This is a genomic window from Paenibacillus cellulosilyticus (genome assembly GCF_003182255.1).
In the GTDB taxonomy this organism is placed as follows: Bacteria; Bacillota; Bacilli; order Paenibacillales; family Paenibacillaceae; genus Paenibacillus_T; species Paenibacillus_T cellulosilyticus.
Map to the genome: position 1 here is coordinate 37917 of NZ_QGTQ01000023.1, position 23374 is coordinate 61290.

Here is a 23374-nt window from a genome sequence, read left to right on the forward strand (position 1 = left end):
GATGGAAGCTTTGCTGGAAGTACAGGGCTTGTGTAAGACCTTCAAACAGGGCGAAATGACGTTTCATGCCCTCAAAAATGTTAACTTAAAGGTAAACAAGGGGGAGTTTGTTGTCGTAATGGGACCGAGCGGCTCGGGAAAATCGACCTTTCTTCATGTGCTTGGCGGGTTGGAGCCGTTAACATCCGGCAAGATTATGATTGAACGGCAGGAGATTAAGGATTTTCATGAGGAGCCCCATGCGACACGTTACCGCAGGGAAAAAATCGGCTTTGTTTTTCAATTTTTCAATTTGCTTGCTTCACTGACCGCTGTCGAGAATATTTCTTTGCCGTTGGTGCTTGCGGGCAGAAGCGAGGTTGAAGCCAATCGGGAAGCGGCCTGCTTGCTGGAATTGGTTGGGCTTAGAGGATTTGAGCGCCGCCGTCCCGCTGAGCTATCCGGTGGGCAGCAACAGAGGGTTGCGTTGGCGAGAGGTCTGGTGCATCGCCCGCAACTGCTACTAGCCGATGAGCCAACGGGCAGTCTGGATTCGAAGACATCAGAAGATGTGCTCCGTGTCATTGTACAGATGAAGAAAACATTGAATCAATCAATTATTATGGTTACGCACGACCCTATGGTGGCGACATATGGAGACCGTATCGTCTTCTTTCGTGATGGTTCAATCGTCGGGGAGATGGACGGATCTGGAAGCGAGGACCGCCGGGATCGGTCCTTGGTGATCTATGATCGCCTTCACTCATTGAATGAGGATAAGACAGCATGATCGTCTTCAAGCTATGGCATTTTGCTCTGCGCCTTCTGCACGGCAAGTCAAAGCGACTTCTGACATCTGTTCTCGGCGCGGTATTTGGGGTTACGCTTGTCGTAAGCATGATCTCGCTTTATATCAACATGAACCACTCCATGGACAAGCAGTTAATGGAGGAATACGGTCCAGTAGATCTTATGGTCGGCTATAGGGATCAGGAAAAGCGGTTTAACCCTGATCAAATTGAGATGCTTCGCAACATTTCTGGAATCCGTGCAATTGGCTCGACGATCACGAATCTGGATTTGTACTATCATGATTCACGGCCCGAAACGGCCAGGATGCTATTTATTGCGGTTGACAATAGTCCGTTGACGCTCAGCCATTACCGGATCAAGCAGCCGATACAGCCTGGGGATGCCGTAATTTCGGCTTCACTGGCTAGCCGCTTGGGTGTGAGAGAAGGACAAAGCGTGAAGATTCCGCTGCCCCAGCAGGAATCCAAGTCATATCGGATCGCACAGATTATTAAAGATATATCACATGAGGCTCGCTCCGAATATGTCTATCTCTCCATCTCAGAGGTTAACCGTATATACGGGTCCGAAATTATTGCTAATCCCGTTCTTGTCGATCTAATGCCCGGAGCGAATAAGGAACAAATCATCGATGAGATACATTATTTGATTACCACCGATCTGGATATTGAACCGATGAGTGGACTTGACAAGCAGAAAGAAAACATACGAAATTTGAAATGGTTGAGTGGACTGTTTGGGGGACTCGCATTCCTGACCGCCGGAATGTTCGTCTTGAGCAACTTTCTGTTATCTATTCGTGAGAGATACCGCGATCTCGCGATGCTTCGGGCTATTGGCTCGAGCCCCAGACAGTTGTTCTTTCTGATATGGACAGAAGCCTTCTTGATCGGGATAATATCCTCCGCCTTAGGCAGCGCGCTTGGTATTATTAGCTCCTCATCGCTTTATGGGGTAGCCAATAGCTGGGTGGGGCTGAACAGTTATAAATTTATCATTCCTTGGCGGGCTATCATTATCGCCACCGTGGCTGGCTGGGGATATATTATGACAATAGCAGCGTTTCCGGCATGGAGGGCATCCCGGATTCCTCCTGTTGTTCTTGTCCGTGAAGCGTCTCTGAATGTTCACGTAAGCAGACGCCGGCTTTTCGCAATACCGCTTTGGGTGGGGATACCGGGTCTGTTGATCCTTGTGTTTACGCAGTTATCTCGCGAAGGTAGTGACAGCTCGGCATATCCGCTGCTTTCTCTTACAGGGGGCCTGTTGCTTGTATTTGGATTGTTCCTCGGAATCGGATCTTGGATGTCGGCCATAAGCCGGCTCCTAGAGCCTGTGGTTAAAGCACTAATTTCGACTTCGGCGGCAGTCTCGGTCCGAAATATTAGATCCGAGCGCAGGCAAAGTGTGGTTACAGTGGCGGTACTTGCCATGGCACCGCTGCTTTTCTTCTCGATCAGTGTTTTTTTAGGTTCCTTGCAGAGCGGCATTACAGACAATCTGAAGAAGTCGTTCATTACCGATTGGCGAATTACGCATGCGCTAGGTCCTGGATCAGATATGCGGAAGGAGATAGGAGGGAAAGTCGAGAATCTCCAGGCTGCCGATAAAGTCATTCCCGTCTCTTATGTAGAGATCGCCCGACTCAAGGATTTTGATTTCACGCATGCCGATTCGGCTTGGAGCAGTGCAGGCAGAAAAGAGGATCCATTATATTCACTACCGCAGAGAGAACTGTTCAGCTATAAGTTGGTTAACTTGCAAGATCTGGTTGACTTGGGCAAGCTGCCTGCCGCGGCAGGCGATATGTCCAGCCAGATCTATATCAGCAAGACTTACGCGGAGCGATTGGGAATTCAAGCCGGTGAGCGACTTACCGTTACACGGAACAACCGCAGCACCGTCCTAACCGTGGCGGCAGTCGTTGATCAGCTCCCACTCATTCCGGACGATTCTCCTAATTTCGTGCTAGGGGATTGGAAGCAGACAGTTCTAATTCAGCCGAATGATGACCAGAAGGGATTAACTCTGGAATCCTTGATGGTCCACGCAAAGCCTGGACAAAGCGCTGCACTGGGTGAACAGTTAAAAGCGCAGTTTTCGGCTAATTCTTTTCTACGGGTATCAGATCTGAATTCGGAGTTAAAAGACTTGAAGCGCAGCATGTTGCAGCGGATCGTGCTTTTGTATGCGGTCACTGCAGTCGTGTGGGTGATCGGGCTACTAGGCGGCATGACTACACTGAGTGCGAATCTGCTCGCGAAGAAAAGAGAGTATGCGATACTGCGGGCTATTTCCATAACTCCGCGGCAGCTTACGCTGATTGTGCTTACTCAGTGTATTCTGTTTTGTGTAATTTCTTTTACGTTTGGAGCCGGCGGAGGTCTTATGCTGTCCTATTCGTTCACATCAGCGTTGGACGCGAATTATACTGTGAATCTGACTGAAATTTTATGGATGGTACTGGGGGCGGCGGTATGCTTCTCCATAACGCTTCTTCAGCCGTGGTTGTTCTCCCGTGGGCTCGGTAAGGAATCCGTTACGCGTGCACTGGTTAATGAATGACGTAATAAGAGGCTGTCCTAAAAGTCATTACTATTGGCTTTGGGACAGCCTTTTCCTTACTATTTGAGTCACAATATGAACTTCCAGAACCTACTAAAGTGAATAGCCAACAATCTAGCAATCTGTTACAATACAAGAAGTTGGAATTTTGAAAGGGGATTCATAATGGCACAGACAACACGTCTATCCGCATGGCGTCGCGGATTTTTGCTAATGGTGGCTCTAATTCTTATCGTATCCGTACTGGCGGCTTGCGGTAAGAAGAAGGAAGAGGATACTGTTATCGCAACTTATAAAGGCGGACAAGTAACAGAGTCCGAGTTTAACAAGTACGTAGCATTCTATTCGATGTTCGACCAGACGTTTGCGATGTACGTCACGATCCCAGAGGCTAAAGAGCACTATCTGAAAGAATACATCGGCTACAAGGTGTTGTTCGACAAGGCCAGCCAAGAGGATAAAGATGCAGCAAGCGCTAACCTCGATGCATTCGTCAAGCAGTACGAGGATGCGCTTGTCGACAACGAATCGTTGAAGAAGTCGACGGAAGAAGCGGGACTGAAGTCAGACGACGTTCGCCAATTCTACCAACAGATCGTTACAATCCGCAAGTACTGGGAGCGCAACGTAACGGAAGACGAGATGAAGGCAGAGTTTGAGAAGAACAAGACGGGCTATAACAAAGTTACGGTTCGTCACATTCTGATCGCAACGATGGATCTGTCGACAGGCGCAGAGAAGCGTAAGGATGAAGAAGCGCTGAAGATTGCGAAAGAAGTGAAGCAGAAGCTCGACGATGGTGGTGACTGGAAAGCACTCGCTGCCGAGTATTCTGAAGATACAGGGTCGAAGGACAATGGTGGCCTGTATGAGAACGAAAGCCCGAACAGCTGGGTGGAAGCGTTCAAGCAGGCAGCAATTACGCAGCCAATTGGTGTGATTGGTGATCCAGTGAAGACTGACTATGGCTACCATGTCATTAAAGTAGAGAGCCGCGAGGATAAGAAATATGAGGAACTCGCAGACGATACGAAGACGGACGTTCAGACGGCTGCCATTACGACGAAGATGGAAGCATTCATGAGCAATGAAGTTGATGGACTGATTGAGTCGATTAACCTGCCGAAGGATGAAACGGCAACGGACAGCTCGGCAACGTCGGGCAGCGACACGAGCAGTGGCGCTGCGACAGGCGATGACACAAAAGCGACTGACGACGGTACGAAAGCTAGCGAGGATACGAAAGCTGCAACAGATACGAAAGACGCTAGCACGGAAACGAGTAAATAAATATTGAATGAAGAAGACCCTGGCAATCGCGGAAGCGAACGTCGGGGTCTTTTTGTTGTGCGATATGCGTTTGATCGTTGCAATGATACTACAATCCGTCGCGGAAAGCCTTCGGTGATACACCGGTAAGATTCTGGAATGTCCGTGTAAAGTGATTCACGCTTGAGAAGCCGAGCGTATCGCTGATCTGCTGCACCGTGGCCTTCGAATCGCGGAGCAGTGCTTTAGCCCGATTAATACGGACGGCGAGAATATAGTTGTAGGGTGAGTAGCCCGTTGCTTTCTTGAACGATCGAATAAAATGGTACTTGCTCTGATTGGCTACCGCCATTAAGTCTTCCAAAGTAATAGGATCAGCATATCGGTCGTGAATGTACGTAATCGCCCGCTGAATACTAATGTTGTCCAGCACGGTAACCGATAGCCCCGGGTCGTCTCTCGATAGCCGCGACAACAGCTCGAATACCTCTGACTGGATGCCAGCGAGCGACGTAGCATCGTCATCGTTCATTTGCTGCATCGCCCAACGATTCATATGCTTCAGGAAGCTTTCGGGCATTATAATCTGTTTCTCGTTCAGGGTAAGATCCGGCCCGATCTCAATGCCCTCGCTGGAGCACCAGGTGCTGAACTCTTCACGACTCCACGAGACGATAATTGACTTGCTTGGCTCTCTTAGCTCATGCCAATGTGTCGTTTCGGGATTTTTCAAGGTCGAGATACCACGTTCCAACGTATAAGAGCGGCCGTTGAACCACGATACAACGGATCCTTTGAGTGGGATAAGCAATTGGTAGAGGTCTTTATGCTCGTGCGGGTCGTCGAGCGATTGATCAGAAACATCGATAACAAGCTCTGCATGCGGCAGTTTCATTTGAAAGATGAGCACAGACGAGACCCCTTTGAGAGTTGCGTTGATATAATACAATTTTACCTAATTATTATGGTTAATGTAAGTACAAGTGGGTTTGGAGTTTTATTAATATCCCTCTGTTCAAAATTGTGCAAGGATACAAAGTTGCTGTCCATATCAGCAATTATTGCTCTGTGTCAGATTAAACAGGGTGTCTATAATCGATGATATAAGCACAGTACGCAAGCGAAAGGGGAATGGGAATGAGAATGGATTCGGTATCGAAGCAGAGGGCCCATATGCCGCATGGCACATGCTCTATCATAAATAGAAGGACGCTCGTTTCCTCGAACAAAAGACTTTCAGAGCTTGTGCGGACAGGTATGGCTGTATTGGATGTCGGTTGTGGAGGTGGTGCGATTACGATCGGAATTGCTGAGGCAGTTGGTCCGGAAGGCAGAGTTATTGGCCTGGATGTTAATGCGACATTAATAGAGGAGGCGATCAAGAACTCTCGCGATTATCAGAACCTTTCGTTTGAAGTCGGTGATATCTATCATCTACCGTACGAGAACCAATTCGATATCGTGGTGGCTTCGCGCGTACTACAATGGCTCGAACATCCGGAGGGTGCACTCCGCAGTCTGTTAAAAGCAGTTAAGCCGGGCGGGAAGCTATTGGTGCTCGACTACAATCACGAGAGACTGGTGTGGGAACCTGCGCCACCGACCTCAATGTGCTATTTCTATAATCAATTCCTTGCTTGGCGCAAGGACGCGGGCATGAATAATCGGATCGCAGACGAACTGACAGACATGATGGAGCGCAATGGATTACTGGACATTCGTTCATTAGATCAGTCGGAGATATCGGTGAGGACAGACGACGATTTCGTCAAGTCTGCTGGTATTTGGGCGGATGTGGCGGCCAGTCGAGGACACCAGATGGTTGCTGACGGCTGGGTGACGAAGGAGGAGCGGGCGGTTGGAGAACTTGAGTACCGTCAGTGGGTAAATGACGTTGCGGAGCGGCATGTGATGTACCTGCTTGCCGTTGAAGGAGTTAAACCTGTATGATGTCGAACAATAGAGGCTGTCCCTCTTACTCGTCAATGACGATTACAAGGGACAGCCTCTAAATGTCGATATCGAGTAAGTCGTGTTTAGTGAAACTGAATGTTGTTCTTCCCTTTTCGTTTCGCCTTGTACATCGCAATATCAGCGCTTGCAATCAACTGGTCAAGCGTATCGCCGTCCTTCGGGTAGACGGCTACGCCGACGCTGAGCTGAATCCGCAGCAATTCTCCTCGAATATGAATTCCTCGTTCGAATCGCTCTTGCAGCCTTGCTGCATTCGCCCTCAGAGACAGATCATTCGCCTCAGGCATGAGCATGACGAACTCATCTCCTCCAAATCGAGATACGACGTTCGGTGACGGCATGAGCTTCTGAAGCTCGTAGGCTACCTGCCGGACCACATCATCACCGAAGGCATGGCCGTGCGTATCATTCAACTGCTTGAAATTGTCGACATCGATAAACCAGACTGCGAATGGCTGACTCCCTGCTGCATCGGACTTGTTCTGCTGAAAATGCTTCTCGATGAGATGCATCATACGACGTCGATCTGGGAGTCCTGTTAACGGATCTGAAAACGCATACAATTGGAGCGATTTCAACATGCGGTTAAAGGAGGCGCCGAGACGTCCCCATTCATCACGAGTTGAGGCGGGCATAGCGAACGTGAGATCTCCATCCGCCATTCGTCCGAATGCTTCACGATACGTCCGAATCGGTCGTATGAAGCGGGCAGCTAACCATGCAGCTGCAAACAAGCCGATCAGCAGGGCAAGCACACTAATGAAGGCGATTGACCGAACTGCGGATATCGCTGCTGGATAGGTGCGTACAGGTGGCAGCTCAGCTGCAATCCGCCAGTCCGTTGTCTTGTTCTTGATGAGTTGAAGCGATGCGGGGTTGCCTTGCCCGGCACCTGCAGCTAGCGTCGAGTCTGCGAACACCGTACTGCTCGAGTCGGCCAGCATGAATCGTATACCGAGGGAAGCTGCTTCTTCGTTCAACCGATCGGCAATTGGCTCCATCGTTAGGCCGATAAGAAGATAGCCGGTACGGCTGGGCAGCAGTGCCTCAATCGCTGCTTCTAATTGACCATTCTCTCCAAGCGCTGGTGGATGCACGATAGGATGGTGGATCGAATCGTTGTTGGATGTAGTGGACGGAGGTGTAATGTCAGGTTTGGGCTGCGATGGCCGCGAGATCACAAGATCAGGTCTATGGTCAGAACGGACAACGATATAACGGTATTGTTCGTGTGCTTCAAGGAAATGTTCCATAAGCTTACGAGGCTCGGATTGATCCGAGGTGAAGCTGCTGCCTTCTTCAGCGAAAAGCTGGGACAGCCAGAGCGCATCTGCTTCGGCGGTGTTAATTGAATCAGTAAGCTGATAATCAATCGCCGCGAGGCTTTGTTCGATCCTTGCATGGACGGACTGCTCAGCCTGATTGTCGATAAGCCTGTAGGTGAGCAAGCTGATTAAGGAGGTTGGAATGAGTATGCTGACGGTAATCGCGACTGCGAATCGGTACCGCAAGCCTAGTCTCGGCATCCGGAGATGCATCATAAGTCACACCCTGATAATGGTAGTATTTAACTAGCAATAATCACCAATATACTACCATGTTTAAGCGCGATGTCCAGTATGCCAACCAAATTTTTAGAATAAATATAGAGATATTCGAACTTTCTATTAACAATTTCCATAAATGTAAGGCTGGAATAGACACCCCTCTATCATTTAGCAATAAATCCTGGCTCAATCAGTCCGAGAACGACTCGTAAACGCATACACAAAAACCGAATAAACACGTTGAAAGTACTAGTTATGAAAAATGACATAGTTCGAGCGTTTAGGAACAAGTTTCTCGAATATCAGTATAACTTGATACATATATGTTATATTACCTAACACAAAAGACCAAAACGGCTTAAATATTTTTAAGATTATCCTCCCATTCAAATTATTGATGTAAACTATATTGACACGAAACTTTGCCCGCCCCTATAATGGGAATCACGAATGATGGAACGAAATGTAAACCTATTGTTCGGAAACAGATCGTAAATGGGGAGTGGAAGTATGAAGAAAAAGAAAATGAGCATTCATCGCACAGCACTGCTAATGCTAGTCTTGGCTATTGGTCTTGCAGCCTGTGGCACAAGCAAGGATGAGCCAGCGTCCACCACGGAGGGTGGCACTACGGCAGCGAGTGGTGACACGATTAAGGTCGGTATTCTTCACTCCCTCAGCGGCACGATGTCGATCAGTGAGGTATCGGTGAAAGACGCCGAGATGATGGCAATCGAAGAAATCAATGCGAAGGGCGGCGTCCTTGGCAAGCAGATCGAGCCGGTCATCGAGGATGGTGCGTCGGATTGGCCGACATTCGCGGAGAAGGCGCGCAAGCTGTTGTCCGAAGATAAGGTTGCAACGGTATTTGGGGGATGGACGTCGGCGAGCCGGAAGGCGATGCTGCCGGTGTTCGAAGAGCTGAACGGACTACTCTGGTATCCGGTTCAGTACGAAGGACTGGAGTCATCGCCGAACATTTTCTACACAGGGGCTACGACGAACCAACAAATCGTTCCAGCTGTTACGTGGCTGCTTGAGAATCGCGGCAAGAAATTCTACCTGCTGGGTTCAGACTACGTATTCCCTCGCACCGCGAACAAAATCATTAAAGAGCAGCTGAAGGCAGAGGGTGGCGAACTGGTAGGCGAAGAGTACACGCCGCTCGGTCACACGGACTACAGCACAATTATTACGAAAATCAAAGAAGCGAAGCCGGACGTTGTCTTCAATACACTCAACGGCGATAGCAACGTAGCCTTCTTCAAGCAGTTGAAGGACGCAGGCATTACCTCGAAAGATCTGACGACGTTGTCTGTATCGGTAGCAGAAGAGGAAATCCGCGGTATCGGCGCAGACGTACTGACGGGTCACTTGGCAGCTTGGAACTACTACGAGACGACAGATACGCCTCAGAACAAAACATTCGTTGAGAACTACAAGAAGAAGTACGGCAATGACCGCGTAACGGCCGACCCAATCGAAGCAGGCTACGATGCCGTTTACCTGTGGGCAGCAGCTGTTGAGAAAGCAGGCGCCACGGATGTTGTGAAGGTGAAGGAAGCAGCGAAGGGACTCGAGTGGGATGCGCCAGAAGGTAAGGTTAAAATTGACGGCGAAACGCAGCACTTGTACAAAACGGTTCGCATCGGCGAGGTGCAATCTGGCGGTATGTTCAAGGAGCTGTGGAACTCCGGCGATCCAGTTAAGCCAGATCCATACTTGAAGGGCTACACTTGGGCAGCTACGCTTAGCGCGGGCAACTAACAACTAAACAGCTAGCGCTGAACCAAGGGTGCTGAACATCAGCATCTCTTAGTAAACGGGAAGGGGAATGGGAGTATTCGCTGCTGCAGTCTCGGATACTCCCTTTTTCCTGGCTAACAATCGATTCGCCAATGGGGTGGACTTATGGCAATTTACGTAACGCAGCTGTTCAACGGGCTCAGTGTCAGCTCAATTCTGCTGCTGATCGCACTCGGTCTCGCAATTACATTTGGTCTAATGAATGTTATCAATATGGCGCATGGCGAGCTTATTATGATCGGTGCATATGCAACGTATGTGACGCAAAATATGTTCAAAAGCGCGCTGCCTGCTTCGATGTTCGACTACTACTATATACTCGCGATCCCGGTAAGCTTCGCAATCGCATTTCTGTTCGGATGGCTGCTTGAGCTATCGCTCATCCGACATTTGTACGGGCGGCCGCTCGATAGTCTGCTTGCGACCTGGGGTGTCGGTCTGGCGCTGCAGCAGCTCGCGCGTTCCATCTTCGGTGCGCCGAACGTCGGCGTGACGAGTCCGTCCTGGCTGGACGGTGGACTCACGATCATGGAAGGCGTCGTGCTGCCGTACAAACGGCTGTTTATTATCGGCCTTGTTATCGTCTGTTTGCTGGCGATGTACTTCTATATTTACCGAAGCCGCGCGGGTCGCAACATGCGTGCGGTTATGCAAAACCGTGATATGGCGGCTTGTCTCGGCATTTCGACCCGTAGAGTCGATGCTGTCACATTTGCAATTGGCTCGGGTATTGCAGGCATCGCAGGCTGCGCGCTGACGTTGATAGGTCCGATTGGACCTTCGCTAGGCACGTATTACATCGTCGATGCTTTCATGGTCGTCGTATTGGGTGGTGTCGGCAAGCTGGTTGGTACGCTGTTCGGTGCGCTTGGTATCGGCATGACGAACACGTTGTTTGAATATTGGACGAATGCATCGCTAGGCAAAGTACTCGTATTCGTCTGTATTGTCGCTTTCCTGCAGTGGCGGCCTAAAGGGTTCGTCGCGATGCGTACACGTTCATTGGATTAGAGGTGACCATGATGAGCCAAACTTGGAGTCGTGCTCGCATATGGGCACTTATCGGATATGCCGTCGCGGCGGCCGCGATGTTCGCTGCACCATTGTATTTAAGTGATTTTCGTCTGAATTTATTGGCGAAGTTTCTCGCATTCGCTATCGTTGCGCTTGGTTTGGATCTGATTTGGGGCTATACCGGCATTCTTAGCTTGGGGCACGGCGTTTTCTTCGGACTTGGCGGCTATGCGATGGCGATGCATCTGAAGCTGCAAGCGAGCGGCGGAAGAGTGCCGGACTTTATGGACTGGAGCGGGCTTACTTCGCTGCCGGCATTCTGGAAGCCGTTCGAATCGTTAGGCTTCGCGTTCTTAGCGGGGCTGCTCATACCAGGCTTGCTGGCACTCATTCTGGGATATGTTACGTTCCGCAACCGCATTCGCGGCGTTTACTTTACGATTCTAACGCAGGCACTTGTCATTATTACGACAACGCTTCTGGTCGGACAACAAGCGTATACGGGTGGTACGAACGGGATTACGGGCTATTCGAAGATTGCAGGGCAATCGATCTCATCGCCTGATACGAAGCAGATGCTTTATTGGGTGACGGCAATCTTCCTCGTCGTTGCGTTCGTGATCTGCCGCTTCCTGGTGAAGAGCAGGTTCGGCAAAGTGCTGCGCGCCATCCGTGACGGCGAGAATCGTGTTCGCTTCATCGGCTATAACCCAGCCTTGTATCAAATGACGGCATTCGCCATCTCTGGCGTATTGGCCGGGCTTGCAGGCATGTTGTTCGTGCTTCATGTCGGTATTATTTCGCCTTCGATGCTTGGTATCGTTCCTTCTATTGAAATGGTGCTCTGGGTCGCTATCGGCGGCCGCGGTACGTTGATCGGCGCTGTGCTTGGTGCCGTGCTGATGAACGGTGCAAAGAGTGAAATTAGCGCGCAATACCCGGACGCATGGACCTTCATCATGGGTGGGCTGTTTATCGTCGTCGTCGTATTCCTGCCTGGCGGCGTGACAGGGCTGTTCCAACGTCTTAAATTCCGCAAGAGGAGCGTGAGCGAGCATGAGCAAGAAGCCGTCCGTCATCCTGCAGTGTGAGGACATTACCGTATCGTTTGATGGATTCAAGGCAATACAAGGCATGAATTTGACGCTTGAGCGGGGAGAGCTTCGTTTCCTGATCGGTCCGAACGGGGCGGGCAAGACGACGATGCTTGATGTCATTTGCGGTAAAACGAGAGCGACAGCAGGCTCCGTTATTTATAGCAGCAGCGACGGTGTAATCGATGTGACGAAGAAGAAGGAGCACCAAATTGCCGGACTCGGCATTGGCCGCAAGTTTCAAGCTCCGTCGATCTTTCCGACCTTAACTGTATTCGAAAATTTAGAGATCGCCATGCGCCAGCGCCGCAGCGTCTTTGCGACGTTGTTCGCCCGCCTCACGGCGGAAGACCGCGAGCGGATTGAGCAGCAGCTTGTAATGATCGGCCTGCAGGACAAAGCGTCGTGGCGGGCTGGCGGTCTGTCGCACGGCGAGAAGCAGTGGCTCGAGATCGGCATTATGCTCATGCAGGAGCCGAGCGTACTGCTGCTCGACGAGCCGGTTGCGGGCATGACGGACAAAGAAACCGACAAAACGGGCGAATTGCTGAAGGAAATCGCAAAAATGCGGACGATCGTCGTCGTGGAGCACGACATGGAGTTCGTGCGTAATTTTGCAAGCAAAGTAACGGTTATGCATGAAGGTAAGCTGTTGAAGGAAGGCACAATGGACGAAATCCAGAGCGACGATCGGGTGGCCGAGGTTTATTTGGGGCAGAGGAGGAATGCGGATGCTAGCCGTTCAACAGCTTGAAGCCGGGTATGGCGAAAGCATCATTCTGCGTGGCGTGTCACTGAAAGTAAAGCCGGGGCAGGTCGTTTGCCTGTTGGGTCGTAATGGCGTGGGCAAGACGACGCTTATGAAGAGCATTATGGGTGTTCTGAAAGCTCGCCGGGGCTCGGTATCGTATGGGGGTGCCGACCTGACGAAAGGTGCGCCGGCGCGGAGGGCGAAGAGCGGCATTGGGTACGTGCCGCAGGGGCGCGAAATTTTCAGCCAACTGACCGTGTACGAGAACATTCTTATCGGACTGGAGGCATCGCGGGAGAAAAGCGCTGGCATTCCGCCGGAAGCGATCGAGAAGTTCCCGGTGCTGCCGTCGATGTATGAACGCCGGGGCGGCGATCTGTCGGGTGGTCAGCAGCAGCAACTGGCATTCGCGCGGGCGCTCGCGTCGAAGCCGGAGCTTCTGCTGCTCGACGAGCCGTGTGAAGGCATTCAGCCATCGATCGTTGATGATATTCGAGACGTGATACGGTCGATTAAACAGGACGGTAAGACGGCTATACTACTCGTCGAGCAAAGTCTTGAATTCGTTCGCAGTGTAGGCGATTATTTCTACATTCTGGATAAAGGCGCCGTCGCTTGGGAAGGTGAGCTGGATCGGCTGAGCGATGAAGTGGTAAGGAAGTATTTGACGGTATAGAGAGAAGACGTCTGAATGAACGAAAGCTCCTCAATGGTGAAATCATGTGAGGGGCTTTTGGTCGTGCCAGATGGAATGACGGTTATTTTACTCGTTGAGTAAATTTTGGGATTAGTAAGTGTTGTTGGATATCATTCCTATTTTGTTAGTGTGGGGTTGGTGGGGGAGAAGCGGCAACTAGACGGCTTGTCCAACGGGGTCATCCGAGGTGTCCGGCCGTCCAACACCTCCCTATTTTTGGCCTAAAATCGCATGAAACCTGACATTCGGCCGGCTTCACCCTCTTTTCCTCCCTCAGTTAGCCCGACGAACTTACAACGCGCATTCGACATTTTGTCTGACTTTTCGGCCCGAAAATCGACTTTTTCAATTTTATGTCAAAATATTAATGTTATATTATCTAACATAGTAGTTGACACATGATGATTTTACCAATAGACTAAGGTTAGATGTTAGATAACCTTACAATAGAAAATAGAGTTCTCACCCAGCCCGATGTACCGGGAGCAGCAGGATGAAGAACGACAAAGCTGTCTAGGGTTCCGTTGATCCTCCCTTAATTGCCTACTTCAAAGTATGCGATGGAGGTGTTAAGACTGGTCCGAGAGATGGCGTGCGATGGCCAACCAGCTGCTGCGGGAAGCGGTTCGGAAGGCGCGCATACACGGAAGGACAAAAGCCTGGGAGATACATGTCTCCTGGGCTTTTTCTTATACTTTTGAACAGAAAAAGGGAGTGGAGTCGGTGAGAAAATTTCGTGGCTGGATGCTGGCAATGGTGCTTGTGCTTATGATGTCGGCAGCCTTAACAGGGTGCGGCGGATCTTCGAAGGAAACGGCGGCGGGCGGTGCGGATGAGCCGATTACCATTGCGCTCAGCCCTTGGCCGGGTTGGTATATGTGGTACCTTGTCAAGGAGCAGGGTCTGTTCGAGAAGCATGGGGTTAACGTGGAATTGAAGTGGTTCCCGGTGTACAGCGATTCGCTGCAGGCGCTCGCGACGGGAAAGGTAGATGCGAACTCACAGACGCTTAGTGATACGCTTGCGCCAGTGTCCAAAGGGATCGGTCTTAAGGCGGTATTAGTGAATGACAACTCGAATGGCGGCGATGCGATTGTAGCGAAACCGAGCATTCAGAGTGTGAAGGATTTGGCTGGAAAAACAGTGGCAACCGAGCTCGGGACAGTCGATCATCTGCTGCTGCTGACGGCGCTCGAACAGAACGGCATGAAGGAAAGTGATGTTAACTTTGTGAACATGACGGTGAACGATGCGGGTCCTGCCTTCATTACTGGTAAAACGGACGCGTCGGTGCTGTGGGAGCCGTTCCAGACGAAGGCGGTCACGGAAGGTAAAGGTAAGGTATTGTTCTCCTCGAAGGATACGCCGGGTCTCATTCCCGATCTGCTCGTGTTCCGGGAAAGCGTCGTGGAGAATCGCAAGGAAGATGTCCAGCACATCGTTGATGCTTGGTTCGAAGGTTTGGCGTACTTCAAGGCGCATCCAGATGAGGCGGTTAAGCTGCTTGCAGGCAAGGCGGAGACGACGCCGGATGACTTTAAGCTTGGCCTCGACAGCATTAAGCTGTTCACGAAGGAAGACAACGTGCAGGCGTTCGGTAAGCAAGAGGACTATTCGTCGCTCGCATTCACAGCAAAGAAGACAGCTGAGTTTCTGCAGGGCCTTGATATGGTCGGCAAAATTGATGACTTCGACGCAATCTTCGATTCGTCGTTCGTGTCAGGACAATAAAGGAGGCGAGCGCGATGCGCGCATCTACGGTTACGCAGCAAGAGGTTCAGCCGAGAACGGCGGCGCTCGCTGATCTGCCTTCGGCAGAAGCGGTGCCTATGGCGGCCAAGCAACAGACGAAGCGGCGCAAGCCGCATCGCATGCAAATTTTCAAGGATATCGGGTCTAAGCCGTTTGCCATAACGGCCGGCTCGTCCTTCCTGCTGCTGCTTCTACTATGGTCAGCGCTCAGCTACACGGAGGCGGTCAACCCGATTTTCCTGCCGAAGCCGCATGAGGTACTGACGGAGATGATTCATCTGCTTGGGACTTCGGATTACTGGCATCACATCGGCATCAGCGTATTCCGCGTAATGGGCGGCTTCTTGCTCGCTTGCGTAATCGGCATTCCGATCGGCATATTCGCCGGTACGTTCAAATTCGGCGAGGCGTTCATCGAGCCGCCAATGGAATTCATCCGGTATATGCCGGCTGTAGCATTCATTCCGCTTATTATGGTTTGGGTTGGTATCGGCGAATGGGCCAAAGTGATGCTTATCTTCATCGGCTGCTTCTTCCAGCTCGTGCTTATGGTTGCCGACAATGTGCGCCGCGTACCACATGATCTTGTGCAAGCCTCGTTCACGCTCGGCGCCAGCCGCTGGAAGGTTATCGAGACCGTGCTGCTGCCGGCCATTCAGCCGCAATTGATGCATACACTTCGTCTCATTCTCGGATGGGCGTGGACGTACCTCGTCGTTGCAGAGCTCGTCGCCGTTAACAGCGGGTTAGGCTACGCCATTATGAAGGCGCAGCGATACTTGAATACCGATCAAATCTTCGTCGGCATCATCGTCATCGGACTGCTGGGTCTCATAAGTGACAGAATATTCGCACTAATGAACAAACGTTTCTTCCCTTGGGTGTAAAATTAACGATTCGATAAGGAGGCAATCGATATGGAAAGCAATGCGATATGGAACACAACGATACGCCCGGGCGGCAAATGGTCGGGCACGATCGGGCGCGGCAAGCTTATCCGATTCACAGCGCTAGAGGCAGGGGCGAACGTAGCGATTCAGCTCTACCATGCCGGCGATCTGACGGAGCGTTACAACATGCCGGATTCGCTGAAGGCGCAGTACACGGCGCATTATACACGCGGCAACGTACTAATGAGCGATAACGGACGCGTACTGGCGAGCTTTGTTGAGGACAGCCTTGGCTGGCATGATCCGATCAGCGGCTATTCGTACCGAGAAGCGACCGATGCGAAGTACGGCAGCACGAATTATCAGGTGGAGCGCAATGAATGGCTGCGGAGCGGTCAAGAGAACTTCGCAGTCGAGCTCGTACGCAATGGGCTGAGACCAAGAGATATGATGCCGGTCGTCAATTTATTCTCCAAAGTGGCGGTTGATGCTTCAGGTGCGATGCAATACGACGTTGGTCATTGCCCAGCGGGCGCAACGGTGACGCTGCGCACGGAGATGGATACCCTGCTCATTTTATCGAATACGCCTAACCCGCTCGACCCGCGGACGGAATACCCGTCGGTACCGGTCAAGGTCGAGGTGCTGCAGGCAGATCCTGTCGATGACATGGATTATTGTATGAATTTCAGAGGCGAGAATCGCCGTGCCTTTGAGAATACGCAGCAATACTACACGCTGCTTGGTGTGTGAATATAGCGAGATAACTAGACGCGAGGACAGGAGATACACAATCGAACGGGAGGGATTGCTTGTGTCAATTATGGGAGAAGCGGTGGTGCTGCCGCGCGAAGAATCGGAAGCGATAGTGAATGAGGTCATTCCGGCAGGTGATGGCTGGATGCACGTGCTGGAGCCGGGTCAGGTGCTGCGCATTGTTGATATGGAAGGGAATCAGGCTGCGGATACGATATTCTACGACGCAGACAATCCGGAGGATCATTATAGTGCGGTTGCGACGATTGCTGCACAAGGCAACATCTACTTAACGACAGGTTCGGTGCTGCGGGCGGAATCCGGTAAGCCGCTTGTTGAGATCGTTGCTGATACATGCGGTCGACACGATACGGTCGGCGGCAGCTGCTCGGCTGAGAGCAATACGGTGCGATATGCGCACGAGAAGCTGTATATGCACAACTGCCGCGATACGTTCATGCTTCAACTGGCGAAGCAGGGCGATGAGCGGTACACGAAGCGCGATCTGGCGCCGAACGTTAACTTTTTCATGAATGTGCCGGTTTCAGAAGATGGGGGACTGACGTTTGCAGACGGGATTTCGTCGCCAGGCGCTTATGTCGAGATGCAAGCGATCGCTCGCACGATGGTACTCATCAGCAACTGTCCGCAGCTGAACAATCCGTGTAATGCTTACAATCCGACGCCGGTGCGCGTGCTGATCTGGAACGAAGCTCGCTTGTGATCACGAAGCAGTACAAGAAGCAACGTCGGCATCGAATCTTGCATGAAGCAGCGACTTCCGGTTCTCACGTAGCACTTCACTACGCTCCGATCCTCATTCCTGCTTTCATCCAACCTTCTCGGTGCTGACAATCGAACGTATGAGCATGTACGGATAGATAGACGCAGGCAATTATGCGGGATGGAGAGGATCATAATGTTCAACAAAATACTTATCGCCAATCGCGGTGCCATCGCCGTTCGTATTGAGCGCACGCTGAGCAGGCTGGGTATCGCCTCTGTGGCCGTCTATACACAGGCCGATCAGGACAGCTTGCACGTAGATTTAGCCGATGAAGCGGTGCTGATCGGGGAAGGGGCAGCGAAGGACAGCTACTTGAACGCAGAGCTTATTCTGCAAGTAGCGGAGCAGACCGGCGCGCAAGCGATCCATCCCGGATACGGCTTCCTGAGCGAAAACGCGGACTTCGCCCGCGCTTGCCGGGAGCGCGGCATCGCGTTCATCGGACCGACGCCCGAACAGATGGAGATGTTCGGACTGAAGCACTCCGCCCGCGAGCTGGCGGAGAAGGCTGGCGTGCCGCTTGCGCCAGGTACGCCGCTTATTACAGAGCTGGAGGAAGCGGTAGTCGCCGCTTCGGGCATTGGTTATCCCGTCATGCTGAAGAGTACTGCTGGCGGCGGTGGTATCGGCATGCGCGTATGCGCTGACGAACGCGAGCTGCGCGACGCATTCGAGTCGGTCCGCCATCTGGCAGAGGCGAACTTCAAGAACGGCGGCGTATTCCTGGAGAAATACATCGCCAAGGCGAGACACGTCGAGGTGCAGATCTTCGGCAACCGATTTGGCGAGGTTGCGGCGCTCGGCGAACGTGACTGCTCCATTCAGCGCCGCAACCAGAAGGTGATCGAGGAGAGTCCAGCGCCGAAGTTAACGCAGGATGTTCGCGAGCGAATGTTCGAAGCGGCGCGCAGCTTGGCTGCGGAGGCCGGCTATCGCAGCGCGGGAACGGTCGAGTTTCTGTATGACCCGTCGACGAGCGAGTTTTATTTTCTCGAGGTGAATACGCGGCTGCAGGTGGAGCACGGCGTAACGGAGGAAGTGCTCGGCGTCGATCTGGTCGAATGGATGGTGAAGGAAGCGGCTGATGAGCTGCACGGTCTCGATTCGTTCGTGCCGACACCGCAAGGACATAGCATGCAGGCTCGTATCTATGCGGAGGACTGTCACCACAACTTCCGTCCGAGCGCCGGTCAGCTGGACCGCGCTGTATTCTCGGAAGATGCTCGCAATGAGACGTGGGTCCGGGATGGCATCACGGTAACGTCGCTTTATGATCCGATGCTGGCCAAAATCATCGTGCACGGCCGCGATCGCAACGATGCTATCGCGAAGCTAATCAAGGCGCTGTCGGAGACGCGGATGTACGGCATTACGACGAACCTGTCTTATTTGCAGACGCTGCTGCAGGAGCAGGCTGTTATTGACGGCGACGTGTATACGCGGCTGTTGAACAGCTTCGAGCCATCCGAGCATGCCATTGAAGTGCTTGATGGCGGCGTGCAGTCGACGGTACAGGACTATCCAGGCCGAAGAGGCCATTGGGATGTCGGCGTTCCGCCGTGCGGACCGATGGACCCGTTGTCGTTCCGTATCGGCAACCGGCTGCTTGGGAACGCCGATGATGCGGCAGGCATTGAGCTGACGCTGCGCGGCGGCTCCTATACGTTCCGCAGCGACATCTGGATCTGTCTTACGGGTGCAGATATGGATGCGAAGCTCGAACAAGACGAGGTGCCCCTCTACAAACCGGTGCTCGCGCGTCGTGGTCAGGTGCTTCGTTTCGGTGAAGCGAAGTCGGGGCTTCGCACTTACCTGCTCGTCGCTGGCGGACTCGATATGCCGCACATTCTTGGCAGCTCATCGACGTTCACGCTTGGCGGCTTCGGTGGTCATGGCGGTCGTGCATTGCGAACAGGCGACGTACTGGGTGTGCGGCAATCGGTAGAGGATGCGAGAAATCTAGCAAGTTTGGCAGATTATCAGGCGGAACTTCCTGTGTCGGAGCGCCCTGCGTTAACGCGTGAATGGACAATCGGTGTCGTCCCGGGTCCGCACAGCACACAGGAATATTTGAAGCCGGCATTCCTTGCCGAGCTAGCGGCTACGAGCTATGAGGTGCACTTCAACAGCTCCCGTACGGGCGTGCGACTGATCGGGCCTGCTCCGCTGTGGGCGCGTGAAGATGGTGGGGAAGCGGGGCTTCACCCATCGAACATTCACGACAACGCCTACGCAGTTGGTACGCTTGACCTGACGGGTGATATGCCGATTCTGCTTGGACCCGATGGCCCAAGCTTGGGTGGCTTCGTCTGTCCGGTAACGACGGCTTCGGCGGAGTTCTGGAAGCTCGGCCAGCTGCGTCCCGGCGATAAAGTTCGCTTCCGACTGCTGACGCTTGAGGAGGCGGACGGACTTCGTGAAGCGCAGCATGTGTGGCTTAATGCGATTGGTGAAGATGCGCTAGGGGAACCGCAGATGTTGGCGGACACGGCTGCCGTTATTGCCCGGGCAATGAAGCTTCCGGCTGAACGGCCGTTTGATCCGCAGTATCCGATTCTCGTGCAGGAAAGTGGAAATCGTCCATTCCCGATTACGATTCGGTGCAGCGGCGACGAGAACTTGCTCGTTGAATATGGTCCGATGGAGCTCGATCTGAAGCTGCGCTTCCAAGTACATGCTCTTATGCAGGCGATTGTGGCAGATGGAGCGATTCCAGTTGTTGACCTGACGCCAGGTATTCGTTCGCTGCAGGTGCACATCGACCGTAATCATATGACGATGCAAGAGGCGTGCGCGCGGCTGCTGGAACTGGATCGCCAGCTGCCGCCGCTTGAATCGATTCAAGTTCCTTCCCGCATCATTAAGCTGCCGCTGTCGTGGGATGATCCGGCGACGCAGCTCGCGATTGAGCGTTATCAGCAGGGCGTACGTCCGGACGCGCCTTGGTGCCCGAGCAATCTAGAATTCATCCGCCGCGTCAACGGGCTGGATTCGATCGAAGACGTGAAGCGTATCGTCTATGATGCAAGCTATCTCGTCATGGGACTGGGCGATGTCTATCTTGGCGCACCAGTGGCAACGCCGATCGATCCCCGTCATCGACTCGTCACGACGAAGTACAATCCGGCCCGCACATGGACACCGGAGAATGCTGTTGGGATCGGCGGCGCCTATATGTGCGTATACGGCATGGAAGGTCCGGGCGGCTATCAGTTCGTGGGGCGCACGATTCAAATGTGGAACCGTCTGCGAAGTGCGACCGATAGCTTCAAGGACGGCAAACCGTGGCTGCTCCGATTTTTTGACCAAATTCAATTCTATCCGGTTAGCGCCGATGAACTGCTGCAGCTGCGGGAGGACTTCCCGCGCGGTCGATATGAGGTATCGATTACAGAGACGACATTCGACCTCGGTCAATACTTGCAGTTCTTGGACTCGATTGAAGACAGTGCGCATACATTCCGCACCACACAGCAAGCTGCATTCCAAGCGGAGAGGGAACGGTGGCATGAACTTGGCCTAGCGGGGTATGTTTCGGAGCCGGAAACCCAGCAGAACGCGGGGGACGAAGAGCTGCCGGACGGTACGGAAGCGGTACGCTGCAATATGCCGGGCAGTGTGTGGAAGGTGCTCATCGAGCCGGGTCAACAGGTGAAGAAGGGCGACACGCTTCTTATTGTAGAGAGTATGAAAATGGAGTTTTCCCAGCAGGCGCCTTGCGACGGGTTTATCGTAAGTGCCCATTATGTAAAACCGGGCGATGCCGTGCAAGCGGGACAGCTGATCGTTGCGATGCAGCCATCTGAGGCGGAGGTGACAGTCTGATGACGAAGACGATCCTGCCTGAGCAACTGACGATATCGTGGCTGCAGGAGCAGTATAAGAACGGAACGATTACGCCGGAGGAAGTCGTTACAGAGATCATTCGCCGATCTGAAGCGGATGCGGACATGAATATTTGGATTACGCCGCCTTCGGCGGAATGGATTCGGCCTTATCTCGAATGGCTTCGGACGCTCGATCCATCCGATTGCCCGTTATGGGGCATTCCGTTCGCGATCAAAGACAATATTGATCTCGCGGGTGTTCCAACGACGGCTGCTTGCTCGGACTTTGCGTATACGCCGGACGATCATGCGGCGGTGATTGAGCGGCTGCTTGCAGCGGGTGCGATTCCTGTCGGCAAAACAAACCTCGACCAGTTCGCCACCGGTCTCGTCGGCACGCGTAGTCCGTACGGCGAGACGCACAATTCGCTTCGTCCGGAGCTAATCAGCGGCGGCTCGAGCTCGGGCTCGGCCGTTGCGGTGGCACGCGGCCAAGCCGCATTCTCGCTCGGAACAGACACGGCTGGCTCCGGCCGTGTACCTGCAGCGCTGAACGGGCTGGTCGGCTACAAGCCAAGTCTTGGCGCTTGGCCGGTGAAGGGGGTTGTGCCCGCCTGCGAAAGTCTCGACTGCGTAACGGTATTCGCGGCCGAATTGGATGATGTCTATGCGGTTGATGCTGTCGCACGCGGTTATCATGCCGAAGATGCGTGGTCGCGCCGTCTGTCGGACCCCGAGCCGGTTGTACCACTGAAGCTGCTGCTGCCAGTCGAGACGCCGTCATTCTATGGGCCGTTCGCTGCTGAGTATGAAGGAGCTTGGGCGCAGGCTGTGCAGCAATTGAAGATGATCGATATTCCGGTCGAATATGTGGATACAGCCGTTTTTGCCGCTGCTGCGGCGTTGTTATATGAAGGTCCTTGGGTAGCAGAGCGCTGGTCGGGACTTCACGGCTTCATTGAAGCGAACCCGGGCTCTACGCATCCCGTAACGGAACAAATTGTTCGATCCGGGGCTGAGCGGTACTCGGCGTCATCTTTATTCGGGGCGATGCACAAGCTGCAGCGCTATAAGCGAGAGGCGCAGGAATTATTACGGGATGCAGTCGTTATTCTTCCAACCGCAGGCGGTACGTGGACACGTGAGCAGGTACGGGAGAACCCGCTGGCAACGAATCGTGACATGGGCCGCTATACGAACCATTGCAACCTGCTTGATCTATGTGCTATCGCAATTCCGGCGGGATTGGCTGACGAAGGGCTGCCGTTCGGCATTACGTTATTCAGCGTAGCGGAGCAAGAGGGCCTCGTTCGCGGGGTGGCCGAAAGGCTTGCGGGTAAGCAAGAGGTGCCCCGTACTAACGGTGAAACGAAGGCGAAGGCGGTTGAAACGGCGAGCATCCATTCTCGTACCGATTGTGCAGACACGGCGGCAGCAGCGGGGGCTACAATGCGAGTTGCGGTGGCTGGCCTGCATATGCGCGGGTTCCCGTTGGAGCCTCAGATGCTAGCGTGCGGAGCACATTTTATAGAAGAAACCTATACGGCAGCACGATATAAGCTTCTGGAGTTAGCGACGACACCGATAAAGCCGGGGCTCATAAAGCTGCCAGATGGCGGTGCGTCGATCGCCGTGGAAATATGGGAGATGCCCGTTGCGGCATTCGGCGGTTTCACGGCTGCAATTCCGGCACCGCTCGGTATTGGCAAGATTGAACTGGCGGACGGGACAGAGGTAACGGGCTTCATCTGCGAAGGATATGCCGAGCAAACGGCGGCAGATATTACGGCATGGGGCGGCTGGCGAGCTTATATGAACGAACGGAGCAGTGTCACATCTTAAGGAGGGGTTCG

The 23374-nt window shown here is 52.9% G+C and carries 17 protein-coding genes and 1 riboswitch; of the genes, 15 read left to right on the forward strand and 2 right to left on the reverse strand.

Features of this window, described 5'->3' with window-relative positions:
• The first annotated feature begins 1 nt into the window (after nt 1).
• The 3 genes from DFQ01_RS22250 (at nt 2) to DFQ01_RS22260 (ending at nt 4647) form a co-directional block, all read left to right on the forward strand.
• Nucleotides 2-769 (forward strand): ABC transporter ATP-binding protein, encoded by a 768-nt coding sequence (locus tag DFQ01_RS22250; RefSeq protein ID WP_110046123.1) that lies wholly within the window; start codon nt 2-4, stop codon nt 767-769.
• A complete protein-coding gene (locus DFQ01_RS22255) occupies nt 766-3357 on the forward strand; it encodes an ABC transporter permease (protein WP_110046124.1) in 2592 nt (863 codons plus the stop codon). Before DFQ01_RS22250 ends, DFQ01_RS22255 begins: the two co-directional genes overlap by 4 nt.
• Before the next feature lie 165 nt (nt 3358-3522).
• Nucleotides 3523-4647, forward strand: coding sequence for a peptidylprolyl isomerase (locus tag DFQ01_RS22260; protein WP_110046125.1), 1125 nt, complete (start codon nt 3523-3525; stop codon nt 4645-4647).
• Nucleotides 4648-4735: 88 nt separating this feature from the next.
• Here DFQ01_RS22260 and DFQ01_RS22265 read toward each other — a convergent pair whose 3' ends face one another.
• The gene (locus tag DFQ01_RS22265) at nt 4736-5536 is read right to left on the reverse strand and encodes an AraC family transcriptional regulator (RefSeq protein ID WP_110046126.1); all 801 of its coding nucleotides are present in this window, start codon (nt 5534-5536) and stop codon (nt 4736-4738) included.
• Nucleotides 5537-5763: 227 nt separating this feature from the next.
• Here DFQ01_RS22265 and DFQ01_RS22270 point away from each other — a divergent pair, with 227 nt between their 5' ends.
• Nucleotides 5764-6576: a methyltransferase domain-containing protein gene (locus DFQ01_RS22270; protein WP_245946825.1), complete on the forward strand. Its 813-nt coding sequence runs from the start codon at nt 5764-5766 to the stop codon at nt 6574-6576.
• 86 nt (nt 6577-6662) lie between these two features.
• Here the strand turns inward: DFQ01_RS22270 and DFQ01_RS22275 are convergent, their stop codons facing one another.
• Nucleotides 6663-8141, reverse strand: a complete 1479-nt coding sequence (locus DFQ01_RS22275; RefSeq protein WP_110046128.1) for a GGDEF domain-containing protein — start codon at nt 8139-8141, stop codon at nt 6663-6665.
• Between the two features lie 516 nt (nt 8142-8657).
• On the opposite strand from DFQ01_RS22275, the gene urtA reads away from it, so the two are divergent.
• From urtA to atzF, 11 genes are all read left to right on the forward strand, one after another.
• On the forward strand, nt 8658-9914 hold the full coding sequence (gene urtA, locus DFQ01_RS22280; protein ID WP_110046129.1) for an urea ABC transporter substrate-binding protein: 1257 nt from the start codon (nt 8658-8660) through the stop codon (nt 9912-9914).
• A 144-nt stretch (nt 9915-10058) separates the two neighbouring features.
• On the forward strand, nt 10059-10964 hold the full coding sequence (gene urtB / locus DFQ01_RS22285) for an urea ABC transporter permease subunit UrtB (protein ID WP_110046130.1): 906 nt from the start codon (nt 10059-10061) through the stop codon (nt 10962-10964).
• Between the two features lie 8 nt (nt 10965-10972).
• Nucleotides 10973-12058: an urea ABC transporter permease subunit UrtC gene (urtC, locus tag DFQ01_RS22290; protein WP_110046131.1), complete on the forward strand. Its 1086-nt coding sequence runs from the start codon at nt 10973-10975 to the stop codon at nt 12056-12058.
• On the forward strand, nt 12024-12815 hold the full coding sequence (urtD, locus tag DFQ01_RS22295; protein WP_110046132.1) for an urea ABC transporter ATP-binding protein UrtD: 792 nt from the start codon (nt 12024-12026) through the stop codon (nt 12813-12815). Before urtC ends, urtD begins: the two co-directional genes overlap by 35 nt.
• Nucleotides 12793-13488, forward strand: coding sequence for an urea ABC transporter ATP-binding subunit UrtE (gene urtE, locus DFQ01_RS22300; RefSeq protein WP_110046133.1), 696 nt, complete (start codon nt 12793-12795; stop codon nt 13486-13488). The genes urtD and urtE overlap by 23 nt, the downstream gene beginning before the upstream one ends.
• A 523-nt stretch (nt 13489-14011) precedes the next feature.
• Nucleotides 14012-14177: riboswitch (guanidine-I (ykkC/yxkD leader) on the forward strand.
• A 55-nt stretch (nt 14178-14232) separates the two neighbouring features.
• Nucleotides 14233-15240: an ABC transporter substrate-binding protein gene (locus tag DFQ01_RS22305; RefSeq protein ID WP_245946826.1), complete on the forward strand. Its 1008-nt coding sequence runs from the start codon at nt 14233-14235 to the stop codon at nt 15238-15240.
• A gap of 14 nt (nt 15241-15254) precedes the next feature.
• Nucleotides 15255-16148, forward strand: coding sequence for an ABC transporter permease (locus tag DFQ01_RS22310; RefSeq protein ID WP_425452430.1), 894 nt, complete (start codon nt 15255-15257; stop codon nt 16146-16148).
• Nucleotides 16149-16178: 30 nt separating this feature from the next.
• Nucleotides 16179-16904, forward strand: a complete 726-nt coding sequence (locus DFQ01_RS22315) for an urea amidolyase associated protein UAAP1 (protein WP_110046134.1) — start codon at nt 16179-16181, stop codon at nt 16902-16904.
• Between the two features lie 70 nt (nt 16905-16974).
• Nucleotides 16975-17631 (forward strand): urea amidolyase associated protein UAAP2, encoded by a 657-nt coding sequence (locus tag DFQ01_RS22320; protein ID WP_110046180.1) that lies wholly within the window; start codon nt 16975-16977, stop codon nt 17629-17631.
• Nucleotides 17632-17826: 195 nt separating this feature from the next.
• Complete coding sequence (gene uca, locus DFQ01_RS22325) at nt 17827-21519, forward strand: urea carboxylase (RefSeq protein ID WP_110046135.1); 3693 nt, start codon at nt 17827-17829, stop codon at nt 21517-21519.
• The gene (gene atzF / locus DFQ01_RS22330) at nt 21519-23363 is read left to right on the forward strand and encodes an allophanate hydrolase (RefSeq protein WP_110046136.1); all 1845 of its coding nucleotides are present in this window, start codon (nt 21519-21521) and stop codon (nt 23361-23363) included. The genes uca and atzF overlap by 1 nt, the downstream gene beginning before the upstream one ends.
• The last annotated feature ends 11 nt before the right edge of the window (nt 23364-23374 follow it).